Source organism: Bacillota bacterium (assembly GCA_013178125.1).
Taxonomy (GTDB): domain Bacteria; phylum Bacillota; class SHA-98; order Ch115; family JABLXJ01; genus JABLXL01.
Genome location: JABLXJ010000014.1, coordinates 44,302 through 65,625 on the forward strand (window position 1 = coordinate 44,302; position 21,324 = coordinate 65,625).

The 21,324-nt window shown below is 55.5% G+C and carries 17 protein-coding genes, 3 tRNA genes and 1 pseudogene; 10 read left to right on the forward strand and 11 right to left on the reverse strand.

Features of this window, described 5'->3' with window-relative positions:
- Window positions 1-91 precede the first annotated feature (91 nt).
- The 3 genes from HPY71_11745 to HPY71_11755 all read right to left on the reverse strand — a co-directional run bounded on the left by HPY71_11745 (window position 92) and on the right by HPY71_11755 (window position 2,003).
- Entirely contained in the window at window positions 92-1,105 is a 1,014-nt protein-coding gene (locus HPY71_11745; GenBank protein NPV54180.1) for a LacI family DNA-binding transcriptional regulator, read from the reverse strand.
- A 329-nt stretch (window positions 1,106-1,434) separates the two neighbouring features.
- On the reverse strand, window positions 1,435-1,776 hold the full coding sequence (locus HPY71_11750; protein ID NPV54181.1) for a hypothetical protein: 342 nt from the start codon (window positions 1,774-1,776) through the stop codon (window positions 1,435-1,437).
- Window positions 1,777-1,927: 151 nt separating this feature from the next.
- A tRNA-His gene (locus tag HPY71_11755) sits at window positions 1,928-2,003 on the reverse strand.
- A gap of 118 nt (window positions 2,004-2,121) precedes the next feature.
- Here HPY71_11755 and HPY71_11760 point away from each other — a divergent pair.
- From HPY71_11760 to hypE, 4 genes are all read left to right on the forward strand, one after another.
- Complete coding sequence (locus HPY71_11760) at window positions 2,122-5,175, forward strand: carbamoyltransferase HypF (protein ID NPV54182.1); 3,054 nt, start codon at window positions 2,122-2,124, stop codon at window positions 5,173-5,175.
- A gap of 209 nt (window positions 5,176-5,384) precedes the next feature.
- The gene (locus HPY71_11765; GenBank protein ID NPV54183.1) at window positions 5,385-5,636 is read left to right on the forward strand and encodes a HypC/HybG/HupF family hydrogenase formation chaperone; all 252 of its coding nucleotides are present in this window, start codon (window positions 5,385-5,387) and stop codon (window positions 5,634-5,636) included.
- A 10-nt stretch (window positions 5,637-5,646) separates the two neighbouring features.
- Window positions 5,647-6,780 carry a hydrogenase formation protein HypD gene (gene hypD / locus HPY71_11770; protein NPV54184.1) on the forward strand — a complete coding sequence of 378 codons (1,134 nt, stop codon included), beginning with the start codon at window positions 5,647-5,649 and terminating at the stop codon, window positions 6,778-6,780.
- 32 nt (window positions 6,781-6,812) lie between these two features.
- Window positions 6,813-7,961, forward strand: coding sequence for a hydrogenase expression/formation protein HypE (gene hypE, locus HPY71_11775; GenBank protein ID NPV54185.1), 1,149 nt, complete (start codon window positions 6,813-6,815; stop codon window positions 7,959-7,961).
- Window positions 7,962-8,173: 212 nt separating this feature from the next.
- Here the strand turns inward: hypE and HPY71_11780 are convergent.
- The 5 genes from HPY71_11780 to HPY71_11800 all read right to left on the reverse strand — a co-directional run bounded on the left by HPY71_11780 (window position 8,174) and on the right by HPY71_11800 (window position 11,563).
- Window positions 8,174-8,248: transfer RNA gene (locus HPY71_11780), tRNA-Gly, on the reverse strand.
- Window positions 8,249-8,376: 128 nt separating this feature from the next.
- Window positions 8,377-8,453: transfer RNA gene (locus tag HPY71_11785), tRNA-Val, on the reverse strand.
- Window positions 8,454-8,625: 172 nt separating this feature from the next.
- Complete coding sequence (locus tag HPY71_11790) at window positions 8,626-9,018, reverse strand: 4Fe-4S binding protein (protein NPV54186.1); 393 nt, start codon at window positions 9,016-9,018, stop codon at window positions 8,626-8,628.
- 46 nt (window positions 9,019-9,064) lie between these two features.
- On the reverse strand, window positions 9,065-10,945 hold the full coding sequence (cooS, locus tag HPY71_11795) for an anaerobic carbon-monoxide dehydrogenase catalytic subunit (protein NPV54187.1): 1,881 nt from the start codon (window positions 10,943-10,945) through the stop codon (window positions 9,065-9,067).
- Between the two features lie 159 nt (window positions 10,946-11,104).
- Window positions 11,105-11,563 carry an Rrf2 family transcriptional regulator gene (locus HPY71_11800; protein NPV54188.1) on the reverse strand — a complete coding sequence of 153 codons (459 nt, stop codon included), beginning with the start codon at window positions 11,561-11,563 and terminating at the stop codon, window positions 11,105-11,107.
- Window positions 11,564-12,144: 581 nt separating this feature from the next.
- On the opposite strand from HPY71_11800, the gene HPY71_11805 reads away from it, so the two are divergent.
- The 5 genes from HPY71_11805 to HPY71_11825 all read left to right on the forward strand — a co-directional run bounded on the left by HPY71_11805 (window position 12,145) and on the right by HPY71_11825 (window position 18,178).
- Window positions 12,145-13,257 (forward strand): GAF domain-containing protein, encoded by a 1,113-nt coding sequence (locus HPY71_11805; GenBank protein ID NPV54189.1) that lies wholly within the window; start codon window positions 12,145-12,147, stop codon window positions 13,255-13,257.
- Window positions 13,199-13,639, forward strand: coding sequence for a (2Fe-2S) ferredoxin domain-containing protein (locus HPY71_11810; GenBank protein NPV54190.1), 441 nt, complete (start codon window positions 13,199-13,201; stop codon window positions 13,637-13,639). The genes HPY71_11805 and HPY71_11810 overlap by 59 nt, the downstream gene beginning before the upstream one ends.
- 205 nt (window positions 13,640-13,844) lie before the next feature.
- The gene (nuoF, locus tag HPY71_11815) at window positions 13,845-15,626 is read left to right on the forward strand and encodes an NADH-quinone oxidoreductase subunit NuoF (protein ID NPV54191.1); all 1,782 of its coding nucleotides are present in this window, start codon (window positions 13,845-13,847) and stop codon (window positions 15,624-15,626) included.
- Window positions 15,627-15,787: 161 nt separating this feature from the next.
- On the forward strand, window positions 15,788-17,557 hold the full coding sequence (locus HPY71_11820) for a 2Fe-2S iron-sulfur cluster binding domain-containing protein (protein NPV54192.1): 1,770 nt from the start codon (window positions 15,788-15,790) through the stop codon (window positions 17,555-17,557).
- 108 nt (window positions 17,558-17,665) lie between these two features.
- Window positions 17,666-18,178, forward strand: a complete 513-nt coding sequence (locus HPY71_11825) for an NAD(P)H-dependent oxidoreductase subunit E (GenBank protein NPV54193.1) — start codon at window positions 17,666-17,668, stop codon at window positions 18,176-18,178.
- A gap of 34 nt (window positions 18,179-18,212) precedes the next feature.
- Here HPY71_11825 and HPY71_11830 read toward each other — a convergent pair whose 3' ends face one another.
- Window positions 18,213-19,133 carry a radical SAM protein gene (locus HPY71_11830; protein NPV54194.1) on the reverse strand — a complete coding sequence of 307 codons (921 nt, stop codon included), beginning with the start codon at window positions 19,131-19,133 and terminating at the stop codon, window positions 18,213-18,215.
- Window positions 19,134-19,386: 253 nt separating this feature from the next.
- Here HPY71_11830 and HPY71_11835 point away from each other — a divergent pair.
- Window positions 19,387-19,867 (forward strand): annotated as a pseudogene (locus HPY71_11835) (YbaK/EbsC family protein).
- A gap of 254 nt (window positions 19,868-20,121) precedes the next feature.
- Here HPY71_11835 and HPY71_11840 read toward each other — a convergent pair.
- A complete protein-coding gene (locus HPY71_11840; protein ID NPV54195.1) occupies window positions 20,122-20,592 on the reverse strand; it encodes a hypothetical protein in 471 nt (156 codons plus the stop codon).
- A gap of 456 nt (window positions 20,593-21,048) precedes the next feature.
- The coding region (locus HPY71_11845; GenBank protein NPV54196.1) for a hypothetical protein at window positions 21,049-21,324 on the reverse strand (276 nt) is incomplete at its 5' end.

Here is a 21,324-nt window from a genome sequence, read left to right on the forward strand (position 1 = left end):
GATACGATATACACCATTCGTTACATAAAACCATCACCTCCTCGCGCTTTACATTACCTATCAATGCGACTGTCGGACGCGGTGCGAATCTCTATTGAGGTGCAAATCCACTTGTTTTACGGATTTGAAGCTTTGGGGGCAATATGATGCGCTGTGGCTCGCGTTGTGCCTGCGGAGATTCTATCTTCTCCAGGAGGAGTCGTGCAGCGATTGCCCCTATGTCGTATTTAGGCTGAGCCACCGTCGTAAGCTGAACCAGGTGCAGGGATGCAGGGGGTATATCATCGAACCCCACAAGGGATATATCCTCAGGAACGCGAAGGCCAGCTTCAAATATTGCTTCAAGTGCCCCTATCGCCATGAGATCGTTGGCCGCGAAGATCGCAGTAGGCACTTTTTCTGTCTGGAGGAGACGCTTCGCTGCAGCATACCCTCCTTCCTGTTTAAAGTCACCGGCCTCGATCTGGCACTGGTCGGCAGCTAGACCGGCCTCCGCCATGGCCTTCAGATAACCCTTCTCTCTATCTATACTTGCCGAGACGCCCTGAGTACCGGCTATGAAGGCGATCCTCGTATGGCCGAGGTCTAAGAGATGGCGAGTGGCTTGATATCCTCCAAGGACGTTGTCAACAATCACAAGATCAGCGTCATGCCCTGATAGCTCACGGCCTGCGAGCACGAAGGGCATGTTGCGCTTAGCCAGCGCAGAAAGGTCCGTCGTCCCGATGCGAACTGAGGCAAATATGATTCCGTCGACTCGCTTTTGAAATAGCAATTGTATGTAGCTAGCCTCCCTCTCTGGCCGGCCATCCGTGTTACAAAGAAAAACATTGCGATTGTATGCACGCATAACATCTTCCACGCCCCTTGCCAGCTCAGGGAAAAAGGGGTTAGTTATATCGTTGATTATGAGGCCGATTGTTCCTGTTCTTTTAGTTGCAAGCCCGCGGGCAATATCATTTGGCGAATATCCGAGCTCTTTTATGACTTCAAGGACACGTCTTTTCGTATCCATATCAACAACCGGGATATTGTTGACGACACGCGATACTGTGGATTTTGAGACGCCCGCGGCTTTCGCTACGTCGTTGATGGTTATGGGCACAGACATATCCTCCATGCGCGGTCGCGTAAGGATAATAGAAGTTTATTTGCAAACGGTTTCATTGTCTTTTATTCAACGCTACCGCTGCAATTCCTCCTTCGGGATAAAATTTCTTACCGCACATAAGATTATGGAACGGAGAGATGAATGGGATAGATATAAAAAGCGCGCCCGGCAAACGTAGTGTAGTGTGCCGGGCGCCCTTGTATGTCCATCTGGAGTCTAACCAGAAACCCACATCATACTGCCTCATAACCCGTTATGTTGCCCTGATCCTATATTAAATAGGATTCTCAGGCTAACATCCCCCGGTCGGGAGGCATATTTGATTACTTTCCCCTGCGCTCGAACTCGAATATTCGCACTCTATCGTCTTCGCTCCCGAGGCGTAAAGCGGCAATCTCGGTGCTCATGCGCAACCTGCTCTTTTCCACGAGCTGTTTATTAGATATCTGCGCCCAATTCAACTTTACGTATATGGTATCTGCTCCTTTTTTGCCGACCTCAACGATGCGGTAGGCATTGGGGTACTCGACTAATGCGGAGGTCGCTACATATATCACACCATTCTTCTCTTTGATATCCATGCCGTGATGTTGACCAGTGAATACCATTTTCACATTGGGGTAGGACTCCAGTATGCTTCGCACCTCTGTCGCGTTAGTCGGCAAATACCTGGGATCATCCTCCCAGCCGAAATGTAGCGAGGCGAGGTTACACATATATTGCCCGGGGGTAAAAAATGCGTAAAATCGGAGCTGTCGTGGCGGGGCCGGCATCGGCATCATATTGAGGGAAATAGGTCCTGAAATATAAAAAAAATGGGGTGGATGATGGGATTCGAACCCACAACCCCTGGAGCCACAGTCCAGTGCTCTGACCGTTGAGCTACATCCACCGCAAAACGCGTGAAACCTTTGCAGTTCTATTGACAGTTCCAATTATATCAGGATACGTGCCAGCGTGTCAAGGGGCGGCGCGCATCCATGCATCCATGGTGCGCATCCATGGTATTCTTGCCCATCTATACCTCATTCATGCATGAATTCGTGGTCATTAAGGCAATACTTGATACAGCAGCATCCCGGGCGGGGGATACATCCCAGGTGGAGGATAAGATGCGGGTACATATCACGGTGACCGGAGAGATCCAGGGAGTCGGGTTCAGGCCATTCATCTATCGCGTAGCCAAGGCCTGCGGCCTATCAGGATGGGTTGCGAATACCCTTGAAGGAGTCGAGATAGAATGGGAAGGCCCTGAAGCCTCAATTGAAGCAGGGCTTCAGACGCTGAGGGCTCGCCCTCCCGCAATTTCAACCATAAAGGCGATCCGGGTCCGCAAGATGCCCTCCCAATGCGCACGCGAGATATCTCCATCGTGTGAGACATTCTCCCGGTGCGCGGCAGGTAATGCTGCGATTCCGAGCTCGACCCCGGAAAACGCACGGACCAAGGGATTTGTTATACGCCAGAGTCAGATCGACAGGGATCGGTATAGACGCGCATGGGTTGAGTATGTTGAGTATAAAGAGAATAGCCGGGGGAATAGGCGTGGGGAAAGCAGGGATAACGGTGGCCTGCTTCTCATTATGCCCGACATCGGACTCTGCGATGATTGTAGGATGGAGCTCCTATCCCCCGGAAACCGAAGATTCCGTCATCCCTTCATTAGCTGCACCTACTGTGGACCTCGCTTCACCATAATCTCGGGGGTTCCGTATGACCGGGAGAAGACATCGATGTCGCGTTTTGAGCTATGCGGCGAATGCCGCAGGGAGTATGAAGACCCCGGGGACCGGCGCTACCACGCGCAGACTGTAGCGTGCCATGGTTGCGGCCCGCGACTCGAGTTCATCGCGCCGCACCTGGAAGCAGGCCCGAGTTTAAGCCCGGTGACCCCGGGGACCGGCCCGACCAATCAGGGCGGCAACCATATCTACGGCAACCATAGCGACCCGTGTCACACGACCGACACGATTGACGCGATTGACGCGGCGGTCGAGCTTCTCGCTGCCGGCAAGGTCGTAGCAGTGAAAGGCATTGGGGGATATCACCTGGCATGTAATGCGATGGATGAATCCGCGGTGCGGTTGCTCAGGGAACGCAAGCAGAGGGAGGACGAGCCCTTCGCTGTCATGATGAAGGATATTGATACGGTTCGCCGGTACTGCCATGTTTCACCTGAAGAAGAAAAGCTCCTGTTAAGCTGGGAAAGACCGATAGCCCTCATCACGCCAAAGGCCGCGGCCACCGGTGGCGTAAGTGATGCAAGTGCAGGCGGCACGCGCGTAGGCTCCGGTGCAGATACAGACGCAGGTGCAAGTGCAGGGGCAGGTACAGGCTCACGCGGGAACAGAACGGGCGCCGCAGGAGAAGATAGCGCAGCCGTAGCAGGCCTGGCTCCCAACGTGTCGGGCCGGAGCCGCTACCTCGGGGTGATGCTCCCCTATACGCCCGTCCACGAATTACTCCTGGCGCATACGCGCTGTCCGGAGGTCCTTGTGATGACCAGTGCCAATAGGCATGAGGAGCCGATGATCTACGGCTCCGACCCTGGCTCCGACGCCCCTAACTCCGACAGCCATAACTCTGACGACTATAGCTGCGACGACTATAGCTCTGACGGCCGTCCCGACTCACGCCTTGACTCGCGCCTTGGGACCCTCGCCTGCGGGATCCTGACGCACGACAGGCCTATTCTGCGGAGGTGCGATGACTCAGTGGTGCGGGTTCAATCCGGCCGCCCCGTCATCATCCGGCGCTCCCGTGGCTATGTCCCGAGGCCGGTCCCGGTCTGCACCCCTGCCCGGCACTCAGGTCGCGCCCCGGCGATCCTGGCCATGGGGGGACATATGAAAAATGCCTTTTGCATCGCCAAAGGAGATATAGCCATCCCGAGCCAGTACATTGGCGACCTGGAGAGCCGGGAGGCGCAAAGGGAATATGAGATATTTATCGTCGATTTCCTCAAGCTTTTCAGATTCCGGCCTGAGCTGATAGCCTGCGACCTGCACTCGGGCTACTATTCAACCCGGCATGGACTTCACCTGGCCCGGGAATGGGGGATACCGGTCGTGAGAATTCAGCACCATCACGCCCATATCGCCTCCTGCCTGGTGGAAAACGGTATCAGCGGCAGCGCCATAGGGGTTGCTTTCGATGGGACCGGCCTTGGATGCGACGGCCAGCTCTGGGGCGGCGAATTCCTATTTTACTCGCCCTGCCGGGGCGGTAGCGGGAATCATAGTCCCTTTGCACCCTTCGATAGCCCCTTCGTACGTTGGGCCCACCTCTCATATATACCGATGCCAGGCGGAGAGAAAGCCATCCGGGAGCCCTGGCGGATGGCTGCGGCTTACGCCGCTTTAGCCATCGGCGAAGACATATCGGCCGCCCCCCTCCCCTTCCGTGGCAGGTTGCAAGATGGTAGGTGGGGTCTCTTATGGCGAGCCACGACTGAGGGCTTGAAGGACGGACGCACGCTCCTGACCTCTAGCGTTGGGAGACTCTTCGATGCCATATCCGCCCTAATCGGTCTGCGTGAGACAACAACCTACGAAGGCCAGGCCGCGGTGGAGCTTGAATCCGAGGCTGTAAATGGCTATGGCTATGGCTATGGCTACGGGCCCGAGGTATACCCGTATGCGATATCCGGGGCGGAAGGTGACATACCCTGGACCATCGACGTGATGGAGATGATTCGAGAGATCATGCAAGAGATGATATCCGGCGTCCCCAGGGCCAGGATCGCCAGGAAATTCCACCACACCCTGGCCACGATTATAGTTGACGTCTGCCGGAGGATCAGGAAGATAACGTCCTGTAATACAGTTGCCCTGAGCGGCGGGGTATTCCAGAATGAGCTCCTTCTCTCGGATACGCTCTCTCAACTCGAGGGCGCTGGATTTACAGCTCACATACATCATCTGGTGTCAACCAATGACCAAGGCATCTCCCTAGGGCAGGCCATACTCGCTTCCGCTGTGGCTGGCACCGTTATCGCTCGCACCGCTATCGCTGATTCCGCTGTCATCGGCCCCATCGCCCATGCGGGCGCAACAAGAGGCTAAGTCGTAGGATCGACGGCCATATTGACTGTATTGATCGGATGGCCGGACTGGCCAGATGGGCTGGCTCGGCCGGATTGGCCAGCCGTGAATTGACAATGAAAATTGATAATGAAACTGAAGATGATGGTAAGAATGATAAAGAAAATGGAAAGAGCGAATAAAGATAAACAGAGGGAGTGCTGAAACCCGTGTGTATCGCGTTTCCTGGCATGCTCATAAGCATCGATCCCGATAACCAAAAGGGCTGCGTGGATTTCCTGGGGGTGAAGCGGGAGGTCTGCCTCTCGCTTGTTCCCAGTGCAAAAATCGGGGACTTCGTCCTTGTTCATGCTGGCTTTGCGATCGAGCAGCTCGACCCCGACATGGCGAAGGATCTTACGTCAATGCTCGAAGAACTTGGAGAGAAGCTAGAAGAGATCTATGGGTCTGAATCTCTTGCACATGAATCTTTTGCATATTGATCCCTTGAACATGGATCTCTTGCGCATTTTTAGAGATAAAGCCCTGGTGAATCTTCTGGCCGACAGGCTCAGGGCATATTCCGGCCCACCGGTGAGATTCATGGAGGTATGCGGTACGCACACGATGTCCGTTTTCCGCAACGGGCTTCGCGCCCTCCTGCCTCCCAATATTCACCTCCTTTCAGGGCCAGGCTGCCCCGTCTGCGTTACGCCGTCCGGATTCATAGATCAGGCGATCAGGGCCGGCACAAGGAGAGATACAATAATCACAACATTTGGAGACCTCATACGGGTGCCGGGGTCATTAGGCACCCTTGAGCGGGCCCGGGCAGCGGAGGCTGATATCCGCATCGTCTACTCGCCCCTCGACGTGCTGCCTATAGCTCAGGCGAACCCGGGCAAGCTCGTGGTATTTCTGGCAGTGGGCTTCGAGACTACAGCCCCTGGTATTGCGCTCATGATCCAGGCGGCCGAATCCAGGGGCATTCCCAACATCAGCATACTGCCAGGCCTGAAGCGCATGCCCCCGGTCCTGCGGGCGCTGGCATCTCCCGGGGCTGGGGGGCACGGGCTGGACGGCCTCATCTGCCCGGGACACGTCGCCGCCATCATCGGTGCAGACTCATTCGGATTCCTCGCCGGTGAATGCGGGCTTCCGGCCGTGATCGCGGGATTTGAGCCGCTTGACCTGATGCTCGCCATATACAAGCTCATCAATCAGGTTGACCAGATTAACCGTGGAATACGTGAAGCTCCAGGGCTGGAAAATGCATACAAGAGGGTGGTAAAACCAGGGGGGAATACGATAGCCTGGGCAAGAGTGCAGGCTGTATTTGAGTGGTCCACCTCGGTCTGGAGGGGATTCGGGCCGATCCCCGGATCTGGAATGGCGCTCAGGGCCGGCTACGCCCACAGGGATGCCCGGGTGATCCTCGGGCTCGACCCGGAAGAGACCATGACCGATAACCTGGCGACGGGATGCGAGTGCGGCCTGGTCCTGAGGGGGCAGCTTTCTCCCCCCGAATGCCCGATGTTTGCGCGTGGCTGCTCCCCGGAAAGCCCGCGCGGGGCGTGTATGGTCTCCTCAGAGGGGGCATGCGCAGCCTATTACCGCTACCGCCATAGAGATGTCATAGGAGGGTGATGGCTATGCAAGATCAAGCTGTCGTTCAATATATGGATCAATGCATAGATCGAGATGTAATAACGCTCGCGCATGGTGGAGGGGGCGAACTAACTTACGAGCTCATCAAGGAGGTATTTCACCCTTGCTTTCATAGCCCATACCTCGATATCCTGGATGACGCCGCTCGCCTGAATATAGGGGTGGAAATGGGCACAGGCTGCCAGGGACATGACACGCTATCGCTATCGCTCCTCCCGCCTGAGCCTCCCGGCCAGCCGGCCACCGCCATGCAAGGGTGGGCGAGCTTACAGATCGCCGTTACTACTGATAGCTTTGTGGTAAGGCCGCTCTTCTTCCCGGGCGGGGATATTGGAAAGCTCGCGGTCTGCGGCACAATAAACGACCTCTCGGTCAGCGGTGCGCGCCCCCTAGCCCTGACGTGCTCCGTTATCCTCGAGGATGGCTTCCCCCTGGATGACCTGCGCTGCATAATCGCATCCATGGCCCGGGCAGCCCGGGAGTGTGGTGTCCAGATCGTGACGGGCGATACGAAAGTCGTGGAGAGAGGGGCCTGCGGCGGGGTTTACATTAATACGACCGGACTGGGCGCCGTGTTACATCACACATCCATCAGCGGCATGAATGCACGCCCTGGTGACAGGATCCTCATCTCAGGGACCATAGGCGATCATGAGGCTTCGATCCTCCTGGCACGGCTGGAGTCGGGTTTCGAATCCGACCTGACAAGCGATGTGGCGCCGGTATGGCCGGTGGTGGAGCGGCTCCTCGATTCCCCATTTGGGCGTGATATCCATGCCATGAGGGACCCCACTCGCGGCGGTGTAGCCGCAGCCCTGAATGAGATCGCGCTGCAATCAGAGATCGAGATTCTCATTGATGAAGCTGAGCTGCCTGTGAAGCCACAGGTGAGCGCCACCTGCGAGCTCCTGGGGCTGGACCCGCTCTACCTGGCGAGTGAAGGAAAGGTTTTGATATTCGTGTCGCTCGAATCCTCCCGCCAGGTCCTTGATATACTGAAATGCCATCCCCTGGGACGGGAGGCGCGCGTCATAGGGGAGGTAGCCAGGAAGCGCCGGCCTCGAACAGCGGCCGGCGGCCGGGTCTGGCTCAAGACGGCCTCAGGGGGAATGCGGGAAGTGCCCATGCCCGCTGGCGTGAGCCTCCCACGTATCTGCTGAACCTGGTCTAAATACGGTGGCTAAACCCCGGCAGCTAAATCCGGTGGCGCTGGCGACTTCGAAATTACTTCCCTGCCCCTTTGCTCTCTGCTCCCTGCTCCCTGCTCATTCCCCTGCTCATTGCGGTCGCATCGGAGCGGGCATCTTCAGGCGCCTTCGTGGAATAGCACATCGTCGCGGAACGGTAATTGTCGCGAAGCGGTACATAAAAATGGAGCGGATGACGGGATTCGAACCCGCGGCCCTCGGCTTGGGAAGCCGATGTTCTACCACTAAACTACATCCGCTCGCAAGGTAAAGCTCTCAACGCTTTATCTTTAAATTTATACCTTTGAAAAAGTCCCTGTTGCTACATATTATACTTAAGATCCACCCGGAAGGCAAGTACCTCCCGGTCGTTGAATTTCACGGAAAATGGTGGGCGAAACAGGACTTGAACCTGTGACCTCCTAGATGTGAACCAGGCGCTCTGGCCAGCTGAGCTATTCGCCCACTTCCTTCATTACCGGTATCAACGGTTCCTTCCCGGCAGAATTTATTATACTATATCCCCCTCAAAAAAACAAGTGAGGGAGAGGATTTAGTAGGGAATTTTCCCATTCGCATCATCATAGTATCCATGGTAGTATCCATAAGTCTTACCCATAAGCCCTACCCATGAACCTTACCCGTGAATCAACTGCGGCAGGCATCTCACGCATACCCAGAGGCTCTCGCCCTTCCACCTGCAAGGCATCAGGGCTCGGTCCTCCTCGCCCGCCCCGCACCTGAAGCACCTCTGCGAGATGTAGACTCCGGCCCCGGTCCGACCCGCCATATGCTCGGCGACTGCGGCCTCCGAGAAATCCGCCGCTTCCCGCTCCTCGATGGATAGAGCCCCTGTCGGGCATACGGCGAGGCAAAAGCCCGCCCCGTCGCAGAGCTCCTCCCGGAGGACCTTTGCCTTGCCGTCAACAATCTGAATTGCACCTTCGGCGCATGGGGTGACACACAGCCCGCAGCCGGTGCACTTCTCCTCGTCGATTCTGACTATCTTTCTCACTTGCCGGTTAGACATGTTCTACTTCACTTTCCTTAGCTCCTTGGCTCCTTAGTTCCCGACCCTATATACCCAGCGCCTGCCTCTTAGCCACGATATGCCCTTCGATGCCGTCCACTGCAGCCACAGCATCTGTCTCCACGGCCAGCTTACCGCCGGTGAGGCCCTCCACATCCCGGGTGAGGAGATTCACCACGTCAGGAGCACCAGTTACAGGAGGCACCGGCGATACATGTGTGTAGAGGCCGAGCGCCACTGCTGAAAAGGCATCAATAACCGCCTTCTGCTCCATGTATTCAGGAGCGGTCACCGCCACGGGAAGCTGGGCTGCATCAACACCAAGCGCATTCGCCACGGCCCCGACCAGGAGCGCAAGCCTGCCGGTATCAGTGCAGGTCCCGAAGCTGAGGACCGGCGGGATTCCCAAAGCCCTGCAGACCGCCTTCAACGCGTCGCCTGCGATCTCCTGGGCATCAAGGGAATTCAAGCCCGCAACCTGGCATGCCGCGTTACCGCAACCAGCCGAAAGCACCAGCATGTTGCGGCGTATGAGTTCCCGGGCGACCTCGGTTGTCATCGTATCCTGGCCGCCGTTCTTCAGCGATGTGCAGCTGACCAGCGCAACGACGCCCTTTATAGAACCGCTCTTGATGGCCTCGAGCAGAGGGTCCAGCTTCCCACCCAGCGCGCCGAGCACGGCCTCGGTGGAAAAGCCCGTTAGTATCCTGGTCCGCTTCAGGTCCCGGGCAGCGCGGTTCGCGTTCGCTTTCGCCCTGCGCCTCTTGAAGTTCTCTATCGCTATATCGATGATCTCGAGGGCCTGCTCGCCTACGTGCTCAGGGTCATATATGATCCTCTTCTCCACCCCGGGCACGCCGACCAACCTGGATACGGAGACGAGGGTTGCGCCATACCTCTCGGCTAGTGGACCAAGCGAAGGCAAGGAACAGTTCATATCCATGGCGAACACATCAACCGCCCCGGTGGCCAGGGCGAACTCCTGGGCCAACCAGTTGCCGGTAAGCCCCACAAAGACATCGTCACACGGCACCCTCTGCATTATCTCCTGGCCTGTTTCAATGGACCCGACGATTCTCAGCCCTTTTGCCCCGGCCTCCTGCGCCCTCCTCTGGACCTCCCGGGACCGGGCAGCCTCTATAAGAGCCATGCCTACAAAAGGCTCGTGACCGTTGGGGAGAATATTGACGTAATCTGGATCGAGGATGCCAAGATCTACATACGCCTCATGGGGGCTGGGCGTGCTGAAGAGGGCATCCTGCACGATCTCGAGCGGCACGAGCGCGCCATAGCAGCTTGCGATACCAAGGCGCAATGCATTCTTCGCGAGCGACACATAATCACCATCGATGTTAGTCATTGCCCGCGCAGTCGAATCCACGAGTTCACTCGCGGGTCCACCTGGGAATATGCCGAGATCGCGCCACAGCTTTTTCCTGGACTCTGGTGCAAAGGCATTGACAAGCACGGACTCCTCCGCGCTGTCCTGGTGAAGCGCGGCCAGCATAGCATCGGCGGTCACCTTCTCATAGCCATCGCTGCCGGTCGAGATCCCAAATGCATTCGCCAGCAGGTCCAGCTTTCCCCTGTCCTTGATCTGGAATGGAGTCCTGCCTTCTGCTGTCGCCTTAAGCGTCCTGGCCACCTCCCGGGCGTGAAAGACATAGGCTGCTATTCCCATATTCGCCCTGTGAACCATGTTGCGCATAACCATGCCATTTGCATCTATGCCGCACGCTCCCCTGTCAGCCTTCCGCATGATCCTGCATGGTCCCATGGAGCACAGCTGGCAGGTTATACCCTGCTCACAAAAGCTGCACCTGGCTCCCTGGGCCTCGAAGCGCTCCACCACGCTTTCAACCCCGGTATCCTTTAGCCCTCCATGCATCCTCCGGATCGACTCGTGTTCGCTTACCTTCTCCAACATGCTTTTCTCCTCCCCTTTTTCTTGGTTTTTGTGTCTTGTTTTTCTTGGTCTCCCATATGGGCTTTATTTTAGAATAGGTCTTATCTTAGATTAGACCCCGAGCCACTGGCATAGCGCCACAGGCAATGGAAATATGATTTGAGAATGACCAGGTAATTTTCAGGCTAGGCCCCCATGCCACGGTGCGACACCTTCGCCCGGGTCATCACCATACTGCTGCCTGGTAAGCCCCTCCAGGGTTATACTCTCGAGAAATCCTACAAACTCCCTTTGAATACCGACCCAGCTCTCCCGGAGCTTGCAGGTGTCCCAGCGTTCGCAAGCATCCCTGCCAAGAAGGCAGCGATTGACGGCTATAGGTCCTTGAATTGCCTCCACTATCTCACGAGCCGTTATATCTCTTGGGTCCCGCCCAAGCGAGAACCCACCTCGAGATCCTCTAGTGGAAACAAGGAGCCCAGTGCCTACAAGCTTCCGGAATATCTTGCGCAGAAATTCCTCCGGGATGTTCTCGGCCGCAGCAATTTCCGCGATCGAGAAAACATCGCGCGACGGCTGGCCTGCCATATATACGAGCGCGCGGAGCGCGTAATCTGTGTTCCTCCTGATAAACTCCACAACTGCAACCCCTATCCAACATGATCGTATTAAGTATTGACTTTAATATCTTCCCAATTAATACTTTCTATATCGAACACCTTCGCATTAAACACCTTCGTGATTATCCTTATTATTTATTATCCTTGGCATCCTCGGTTTTGAACCTGTGATTCTCATCACAATTCTATACAGGACTATTTTAGTCCCATATCTTCGAGATGTCAATACCCAAAATCAACACCCCAAAGTAGAGTCCCACCTGATTCATCCCCGGGAATATGCGTGCCACATATGCGCGCCACACGCACGCTATGAAATGGCCCGCTCCATTCCCCAAGGTTTCATATGGAATATATGGAACATGTGGAATATGAAAAAGGAAAATCATGAACTTCGTCGAATGAATCAACGGGTTATAGAAATCAATGGATTATAGAATTATAATTGCAAACGATCCACGGCTTATATCTAAGCTTGATTTAATTACATCCAGAATGTTGAACGGCAAATCTGCCGGGGCGTTTTTGTGCCGGTGTTTTCCATGATGGGTAGCACTGCTGCTAAAGCACTGCTGATACGTAAAGCTTGGGGGTGGGGCTATGGAGATTGAATTCAGAAAACGAGCCCTTTGCGAGATGTGCGAAGCTGTGAATTCCGCGCTGGAACTCAGGGAGGCTCTGGAGGTCATCACAAAGAATGCCGTTGATAAGCTGGGGCTCAAGGCAAGTTCCATCAGGCTCTTGGACCCCAAAAGGGAGATATTGGAGATAGCGGCAGCCTGCGGGCTGAGTGACGCATACCTCAAGAAGGGCCCCGTCAAGGTCAGCAATAGCCAGATCGATAGGGAGGCTCTAGGGGGCAAGCTGGTCTTTGTATATGATGTGACAAGCGACCGCCGCGTCCAGTACCCAGAGGAGATGAAAAGGGAGGGTCTATCCTCCCTCCTGTGTATACCGATCTCCTTTAAGGGCCAGCCGATCGGGGTATTGCGGGCCTACACCGGGGAGCTACACGAGTTTACACCCGATGAGATCGACGTCCTCTGCATCCTTGCAGCCCAGGGCGGGGTAGCGATAAGAAATGCCAGGCTTCACCACAGGACGCGCACCCTTTCTGAGATTGCAGGGAGAATAAATTCCACCCTCGAACTTGCAGAGGTCCTGGATCTCCTGGTGGAGAACGCGGCGAAAGCCCTGGATGTCAAGGCTGCCTCGCTCAGGCTCTTAGATCGTTCGGGGAAGAGGCTCGTTGTCAGCTCGGCCTATGGCCTGAGCGAGGAATATCTCCAGAAGGGGCCTGTAGATGTTGAGCGGAGCATACTTGACGGGGAGGTGCTCTCCGGAGGGCGCCCTGTGAAGCTCCTGGAGGCTGCAGAAGACCCCCGCTTTCAATACCGCCAGGAAGCCGAGCGAGAAGGAATAAGGTCGGTGCTCTGCGTCCCTCTTTTTGTGAAGGAAAAGCCTGTAGGGGTGCTCAGGGTTTACACTGAAATGCCGTATGACTTCGCGGAGGATGAGGTCGATTTCCTTACTGCGCTTGGCAACCTGGGGGCGATCGCCATCGAGAATGCGAGGATGTACAAGGAGCTCAAAGATAACTACGACCGGCTTATGACGGACATAGCGGCCCTTCATGAGTGGGGAGGCGGGCGTCATGGAGTGCATGGAACACAGGGAACACCACAGGGAACACAAGGAGACTTGCGCGGATGAGACTTGCGCGAATGAAGCTCACGCGGGTAAGGCTTGCGCGGGCGAGACGATAGCCCAAGCTACAAGAGCCGCGGGCCAAGCAGAGGGGAAGACTGCAGGACTTACTGAGATTGTAATTGGAATGGCCACATGCGGGATAGCCTCGGGCGCAGAGGCCGTATTCAGAGCCTTTGAGGAAGCCTTGAAGGAGAAAGGGCTCGCGGATGCCAGGGTCACCGGGACGGGATGCCTAGGAAGGTGCGTAAAAGAACCCCTCGTAGAGGTGATCAGGCCGGGCGAACCGCCGGTGTTCTATGCAAATGTGACCCCTGAGAAGGCCCGCGAGATAGTAGATCGCCACATAGGGAAGGGAGAGGTTGTCGCCGAGCTGGAGCTAAGGTAAGCGGCGACGATGGGTGTTGGGCTTCTAGGCTTGAAGTTCGAGGCTCGAGGCCCGAAGCTTGCTGCTAAAGCCTGGGTAGCTAAATCACAACAGGCGGGGTGGCGATGGGCGATATCGGGGGCTGGGTCATGGTATTCATGATATTGCGGCGAAACTGAGTCGAGCGGAGCTGAGAGCTTACGGGGTTACGGGGGTTGAGGGATTGATGGAGGTACTGATCTGTTCCGGGACGGGTTGCCTTGCTTCTGGCGCGAAGAACCTCGAGAAGCGGCTCGAGGAGGAGATAGAACAAAACGGCCTCGCAGGAAAGGTCCGGCTCACCGAGGCGGGGTGTCTTGGGCTTTGCGAGAAGGGGCCTATCCTGCTCGTATATCCGGGGGGCATTCTCTATGCGGGAGTTGAGGCCGGTGATATAACCGAAATAGTGCAGAAGCACCTCCTGGGCCGCCAGGTGGTGGAGAGATTAAGATATAACGGGCCCGCCCCGAAGGTTCCCGTACGAAGCATAGGCGACGTAGGTTTCTACCGCAAGCAGCTCCGGGTCGCGTTGAGAAACTGCGGCATCATTAACCCCGGGAGCATAGAAGATTATATGGGTGCCAGGGGTTACAGGGCCCTCAGTAAGGTGCTCACGGCTATGAGTCCGCAGGAAGTCGTCGATGAAGTCAAAACTTCCAAGCTCCGGGGGAGAGGTGGCGCCGGGTTTCCAACCGGCATAAAATGGCAGTTTGTGGCCGATGCAAAAGGAAAAAGGAAGTATGTCATATGTAACGCCGACGAGGGTGACCCCGGGGCCTTTATGGACCGCAGCATTCTTGAGGGGGACCCGCACAGCGTCATCGAAGGCATGATCATAGGTGGGTATGCAATCGGCTCCAATCAGGGTTATATATATGTGAGAGCCGAATATCCCCTGGCTATTGAGAGGCTCCAGGGGGCTGTCGAGCAGGCTGAGCGCTCCGGGTTCCTCGGGAGGAACATCCTCGGCTCGGGGTTTGACTTTAATATAGAACTGAGGTTCGGCGCGGGAGCCTTCGTATGCGGCGAGGAGACGGCGCTCATCGCCTCTATCGAAGGCAGGCGAGGCATGCCAAGGCCGCGCCCTCCCTACCCGGCCACAAGCGGCCTGTGGGGGATGCCCACCCTGATAAACAATGTTGAGACATGGGCGAATATCCCTCCCATTATCCTTGAAGGGGCAAGGTGGTTCGCCAGCATCGGCACTGAAAGGAGCAAGGGAACGAAGGTCTTCGCGCTCGCCGGAAAGATAAACAATACTGGGCTCGTAGAGGTCCCCATGGGGATAACGCTCCGTGAGATAATCTTCGATATCGGCGGCGGGATCCGAGATGGCAAACAGTTCAAGGCCGCTCAAACCGGCGGCCCCTCGGGCGGGTGCCTCCCCGAGAAATACCTCGACATTCCCATCGATTACGACAACCTCCTCCAGGCGGGTTCGATGATGGGTTCAGGTGGACTCATAGTCATGGACCAGGACAGCTGTATGGTGGAGGTGGCGAGGTTCTTTTTGGAGTTTACCCAGGATGAATCGTGCGGGAAATGCACCCCTTGCAGGGAGGGCACCAAACGGATGCTCGAGATCCTGACTCGCATTACGCAAGGCAAGGGGGAGCCAGCTGACGTCGACAAGTTGCTGCGGCTCGGCAGGATGATAAAACGAGCTTCGCTGTGCGGGCTCGGTCAGACGGCGCCAAACCCCGTCTTGAGCACCCTCGAGCATTTCAGGGAGGAATACGAGGCTCACATCCTCGAGCGGCGGTGCCCTGCCAGAGTGTGCGTCGCACTCCTCAACTACTTCATAGATGCAGAAAAGTGCATTGGCTGCGGGCTCTGCAAGAAGGCTTGCCCCACCGGGGCCATCTCAGGTGAATTGCGTAAGGTCCATGTTATCGACCAGGAGAAATGCATCAAGTGTGGAGAGTGCGCTAAGGCCTGTAAGAAATTCAAGGCTATTTATCGCGCCTAGCTACCATCTAGCTACTACCCAGCTACTGCCTGGCTACTAGCTATCCTAGCTGCTTACCCTAGTCCTGGCTAGGGCCTGCTTCCAGGCCTAGCTCAGTTAGAATACCAGCTAGAATATTAGTCCCGGCGGCATCCGGCGGTATGATACCAGGGGGGATCGTCTTGGAGGTTATAACCCTTACCATTGATGGGCGTAAGGTCGAAGTCACCGAGGGGACCACAATAATGCAGGCTGCGGATTCCATTGGCATCCATATACCTAGGCTCTGCTACCATCCTCAGCTCAGCGTCGAAGGCGCATGCCGTGTGTGCGTGGTTGAGGTCGAAGGAGCCAGAAACCTCGCTGCCAGCTGTGCGACCCCGGCATCGCAGGGGATGGTGGTTCATACCTCGACCCCGGAGATCAGGCAGATCCGGAGGGACATAGTAGAATTACTCCTGGATAACCATCCCAAAGACTGCCAGATTTGCGAACGCGACGGTAACTGCGAACTCCAGAGGCTGGCCTACGCAATGGGTGTAAGGGAACGCCTGTTTGAGGGTGAGAGGAAGCAATATGATCTGGACCTTTCATCTCCCTCGGTAATCAGGGACCCCAATAAGTGCATTCTGTGTGCGCGGTGTGTGAGGGTGTGCAGCGAGATCCAGGGCGTCTCCGCGATCGGATATTCCGCCAGGGGTTTCAAAACAGTTATAATGCCGGAATACAATGCCCCGTTCGAGGAGACCGTATGCGTTACATGCGGCCAGTGCATCAATGTATGCCCTACGGCCGCGTTCCTCGAAAAGGATAGCACCGAGGAGGTCTGGGAGGCCCTCTCCAGCAGGAAAAAGCATGTAGTGGTTCAAATAGCTCCCTCCGTGCGGGCAGCCATTGGCGAGGGATTCGGGCGCGAACCCGGCGTCGCGTTCACCGGCCAGACCGTCGCCGCCCTGCGGAGGCTGGGTTTTGCGCGGGTATTTGACACCCAGTTCGGCGCCGACCTGACAATAATGGAGGAGGCAAGCGAGCTTGTGGACCGGCTCGAAAGGGGCGGCCCCCTCCCCATGATAACCTCGTGTTCGGCGGCGTGGATCAAGTTCTGCGAGCACTTCTACCCCGAACTCCTGCCCAACCTTTCAACATGCAAATCCCCTATGAGCATGCTTTCAGCCATAATCAAAACATATTACGCTGAGAAGATAGGCATAGAGCCGGGGGATATCTTCGTTGTCGCGGCGATGTGCTGCACGGCCAAGAAGTTCGAGGCGAGACGGCCGCAGCTTCGAGCGAGCGGCTACCAGGATACCGACGCCGTCATAACCACCCGCGAGTTGATCCTAATGATGAAGAGTATGGGCATAGACCTGCCTTCCCTCGAGGAGGAGGACTTCGACCATCCCCTGGGATTTTCCTCGGGAGGCGGGACGATCTTCGGGACTACGGGGGGCGTGATGGAATCGGCGCTCAGAACCGCATACTATTTCATGCTTGGAGAGACGCTTGCGGAAATAGAATTCACGCCTATCAGGGGGCTCGCAGGAATCAAGGAAGCCGCGTTGAGCTTTGGCGCGAGACAACTCAATGTAGCGGTCGCCCACGGCCTCGGCAATGCCCATAAACTTCTCGAGAGAGTTCTGAAAGGCGAGAAACATTATGATTTCATAGAAATAATGGGCTGCCCCGGCGGGTGTATCGGTGGAGGCGGGCAGCCTTACGCCGGTTACGGGGCTATACCTCTGGACCCGCGAATTCTGAGGAAAAGGGCTGAGGCCCTTTACGGAATCGATAAAAACAAAACGGTGCGGCGTTCTTACGAGAACCCCGAGATACAGCGGCTCTACAGGGAGTTTCTCGGAGCTCCTTTAAGCGATAAGGCACATAGGCTTCTGCATACGAGCTTCGTGGCGCGCGAGCCGAGTGGGATCCGCCCGAGGCAGCGTAGTTGGTGATACTTGGTGTATGAGGGAGTGGAGGGATGCGGCGTGTCATGTGAAATTGAAGGTTGTGATTCCAGGGAACCAGCCTCGCGCTCACGCGAGCCGCAGCCGCCGGAACCACTGGAATCACTGAAATCACTGGAATCAGAGGATAAGAGATGGCAGGCAATAGACCAGCTCATCCAACAGCATAAGGATGATGACAATCCTCAAGGGGCATTAATTGCCATTCTCCACCGGGCTCAAAGCCTGTTTGGTTACCTTCCCCGTGAATTGCTCGATAAAGTGGCACTCAGCCTCGGCATTCCCCGGGCAGAGGTTTACGGGGTGGTAACCTTCTATTCCTATTTCACCCTCCAAAAGAGGGGGAAGTGCAGAATCTCCGTGTGCCTTGGAACTGCATGCTATATTCGGGGATCCGGCAAGGTCCTGGAAGCCCTGAAAGAGCGGCTCGGGATAGATGTCAAGGAAACCACCAAAGACGGGCTTTTCACCCTGGAAGCCACCCGGTGTGTAGGTGCCTGCGGGCTTGCGCCCGTGGTGGTGGTAGGCGGCGAGGTCCATGGCCGGGTCCGGCCGGAGGATGTCCCCGAGCTCCTGGAACGGATCCGCTTCCCAGGGATGCCGGCTTGATTCCAGAGCGCAAGCCGGGCAATGGCCTGGGCTATCATTTGATGTTGCGGATTCCTGCTTCCCTTGCCGCATTCAGCGCATCCCGGTATTCGCGCCTTGTGATCGGACGCGCAATCCTGGGAAAATCCTTGGCCTTAAAGGTAGGGCGGTACTGGTCCATCACATTTACAAAGGCGTCCGGAGAGATCTCTTCGGCAATAACCTTCATCACCTGCCCGGTTGCAGCCTGGTTTTCGGGCATTACAAGATGCCGGATTATGAGCCCTTTCAATGCAATCCCATTCTCATCCACCACCAGGTTTCCGACCTGGCGGTACATCTCCTTGACGGCTTCTCGGTTAATTTCTGCATAATCTCCAGCATCAGAATACATGGCTGCCATTTCAGAATCCCCATACTTCATATCAGGCATGTATATATCGACGGCCCCATCAAGTAGTCTCAGAGTCTCAACCCTTTCATACCCGCTGGTGTTGTATACCAGCGGGAGGGACAGTCCCTTTTTTGCTGCGATACCTGTTGCGGCGAGAATAGGGGCCACATAATGGGTGGGGGTAACCAGGTTTATATTATGGCAGCCAGCCTCCTGCAGGCCTAACATGACCTCGGCCAGCTCTTCGGGGGGGATGAGGTCTCCCTGTGCCATATAGCTTATATCAAAGTTTTGGCAAAAAACACACCTCAAGGTGCAATATGCAAAAAAAATCGTGCCAGAGCCACCCCAGCCTACAAGCGGGGCTTCCTCTCCGAAATGTGGACCATAGCTGGCCACTACCGGATCCTTTCCGGCGCGACAGTACCCTTTCTTACCCGCGGTTCTGTCAACATGGCAGAGGCGGGGACACAAATCGCAGTCTGCAAGCCTTTCGTATGCCTTGCTGATTCTTGCCTGCAATTCCCCACTGGCCAGGAGCTTCAGGTAACCTGGCCGGAAGCGTTTCGGGATTCCATCCATAACTCTCATCACATAACTTTCATAAAAACCCGGCCATTTTTATTCTACCCCGCCGGGTTTAGGTTTATAGGAGTCCCATTCCACCTTCATCATAGTTGAAGCAACCATCTACCAATATAATATATCGTGATTGTTGAGAAACGATTGAGCCCCCTTCGTAAATATAGTAGACTCGAACTTAGGCTTATTCCTTTTGGAACCATTTGCACATGAGGGAGTCACTAGACCCCAATCATCCACGGGGGTGAATCTAATGCATCCGAACGCTGAGCGAGTTCAGGCTGTACTTACATCACTTGGGTATAATGGCAGGTGATGGAGCTAGCTGAGAGCACCCGCACGTCTGCTGAGGCTGCTGCAGCCATTGGCACGACCGTTGCCCAGATCGCAAAGAGCCTAGTTTTCCTCGCAGGAGAGAAACCGGTTCTTGTAATAGCTTCCGGGGTAAACGGGATTTCCCTGGATAAATTGGCGAGGCAACTTGGCACTCCGGTTGGACGGGCGAACGCCGATATGGTAAAGCAGATAACAGGGTTCCCGATTGGCGGCGTGCCACCCGTGGGTCACGTATCTCCGATGCGCGTTCTGGTAGACAAGGACCTGCTGCAATACCCTGAGGTATGGGCGGCTGCTGGCACCCCCCATGCAGTCTTTCGCATAATCCCGGCTGAGCTGATTCGCATTACTAAGGAAAAGTCGCTGATGTTCGAGAGGAACCAGATACCCGGGTCTAAGGAACCGGTACGCAACCTCACTATGCTTACTAAAGAGCAGGTTCAAATTTTCTCTCAAGATACATCAGCAGGCCGTTGATCATTCACAGGAGTGCGCAGGTCAACAGGCAAGGGCTACGGAGATGGGAGCACCCGCCGGCGACAGCTCGGCGAACCAAACATTGGTTCCGAGTGATGATTACGACCGCCTCGGCGCAAGCCATGATGATCAGGATGCTTGCATTGAGGATAAAGGTATTTTCCTATGGGGTGCATCAGGTCATACTACTATACCGTTGTTCCCACCTGACAAATAGGTAGGAGAAGACCAGCATCTGCGTTGTAATCTCCGGTAGGCCGACTGCTATGTCAAAGCGGAATTTCGTATAGATGTATCCTTCAATTGACCCCGGCCCCGTCACGACAGCCCCGATCCACGTAAGAATCCACAAAGCCATGAATAGTTTTAGCCAACCATAGGGAGGTTCAAGGATGACACCTCGAAAAGGATAAAAGGCGAGACCGAGCAAAGCTCCGCGCAGTATCTGAAATACGACAGCCAACCGGACAATTGCTGAGTCCTGCGGGCGCATGATTTCCCTGAGTAAGGGATCCGAGGCGAAATATTCGAAATACCGTGTTATAACCATGAAGAACAGTCCAAATACAAGATAAGTCAGGACGTGAACCACCGTAAACCGGCCGAGGAACCCCTGGATCGAAGCTACTCTTTTTCCAGTCGTCATTGCCATCCCCCCAGTTGATGTAGAAGCCTATCGCTGCATATTAACTTCGCTGATTCACCGGGTTTTCCTGCACCGCGCCTCAATAGCCTTCCTCGGTGAGCGAACCACCCTTACCCCTGACATCATCACCTGCTTTCCGCACCTCGTATACTTTAGCTGAGGTCACAATAGACTCCAAGAAATATAACTATCTCAACTTTCGCAGTAACAAACAGCCAGCCGTTCCTTGAGAAATGAAGGCAGACCGCTGATCAGATAGTCGAGCAGCTTGCGGATCTCGAGACCGTTGATTTCTCCTAATTAGATGGGAGCACAAATCGCACCTTGATAAACGAGATAATGCCATAATCTCCATATAACCCCACAATATGGGGGATTTGATGCCTGTTAGCCCGAGTATTCCCTCCTCCACAGGCCCTTTTGGGGGCTTTACAGTGGAAAAGGGTAGACTACTCCCTAAGCTGCTATAGGCTCTGCAAGTGTCGAAGCCTTCAGCTCCTTGAGCAGCGTGAAGATGCGCTTTATGTTCAAAACGATTGCCGTTAGGCGTACCTGGAGATCCACCTTCTCAACACACCGGTAGAGGGCTCTCGCCATGCCGTGAGATCTCTTTGCCTCGCCAAACTTCGGCTCTATCCTGGCGCGGATCGCCTTGTCCTTTTGGAAAGCCTTCGTCTCATTGTAAAAAGCCGCTGCCTTGAGTTCCTCGTGATACACGCTAACGGATGCGCT

What these genes read in the sequence shown, in the direction of transcription:
- HPY71_11840 (NPV54195.1), bottom strand. Translation starts at nt 20,592, where the DNA reads ATGACGACTGGAAAAAGAGTAGCTTCGATCCAGGGGTTCCTCGGCCGG.
- HPY71_11830 (NPV54194.1), bottom strand. Translation starts at nt 19,133, where the DNA reads ATGGATGGAATCCCGAAACGCTTCCGGCCAGGTTACCTGAAGCTCCTG.
- HPY71_11790 (NPV54186.1), bottom strand. Translation starts at nt 9,018, where the DNA reads ATGTCTAACCGGCAAGTGAGAAAGATAGTCAGAATCGACGAGGAGAAG.
- HPY71_11810 (NPV54190.1), top strand. Translation starts at nt 13,199, where the DNA reads ATGGAGTGCATGGAACACAGGGAACACCACAGGGAACACAAGGAGACT.
- HPY71_11765 (NPV54183.1), top strand. Translation starts at nt 5,385, where the DNA reads ATGCTCATAAGCATCGATCCCGATAACCAAAAGGGCTGCGTGGATTTC.
- hypE (NPV54185.1), top strand. Translation starts at nt 6,813, where the DNA reads ATGGATCAATGCATAGATCGAGATGTAATAACGCTCGCGCATGGTGGA.
- HPY71_11805 (NPV54189.1), top strand. Translation starts at nt 12,145, where the DNA reads ATGGAGATTGAATTCAGAAAACGAGCCCTTTGCGAGATGTGCGAAGCT.
- nuoF (NPV54191.1), top strand. Translation starts at nt 13,845, where the DNA reads ATGGAGGTACTGATCTGTTCCGGGACGGGTTGCCTTGCTTCTGGCGCG.
- hypD (NPV54184.1), top strand. Translation starts at nt 5,647, where the DNA reads ATGGATCTCTTGCGCATTTTTAGAGATAAAGCCCTGGTGAATCTTCTG.
- cooS (NPV54187.1), bottom strand. Translation starts at nt 10,945, where the DNA reads ATGTTGGAGAAGGTAAGCGAACACGAGTCGATCCGGAGGATGCATGGA.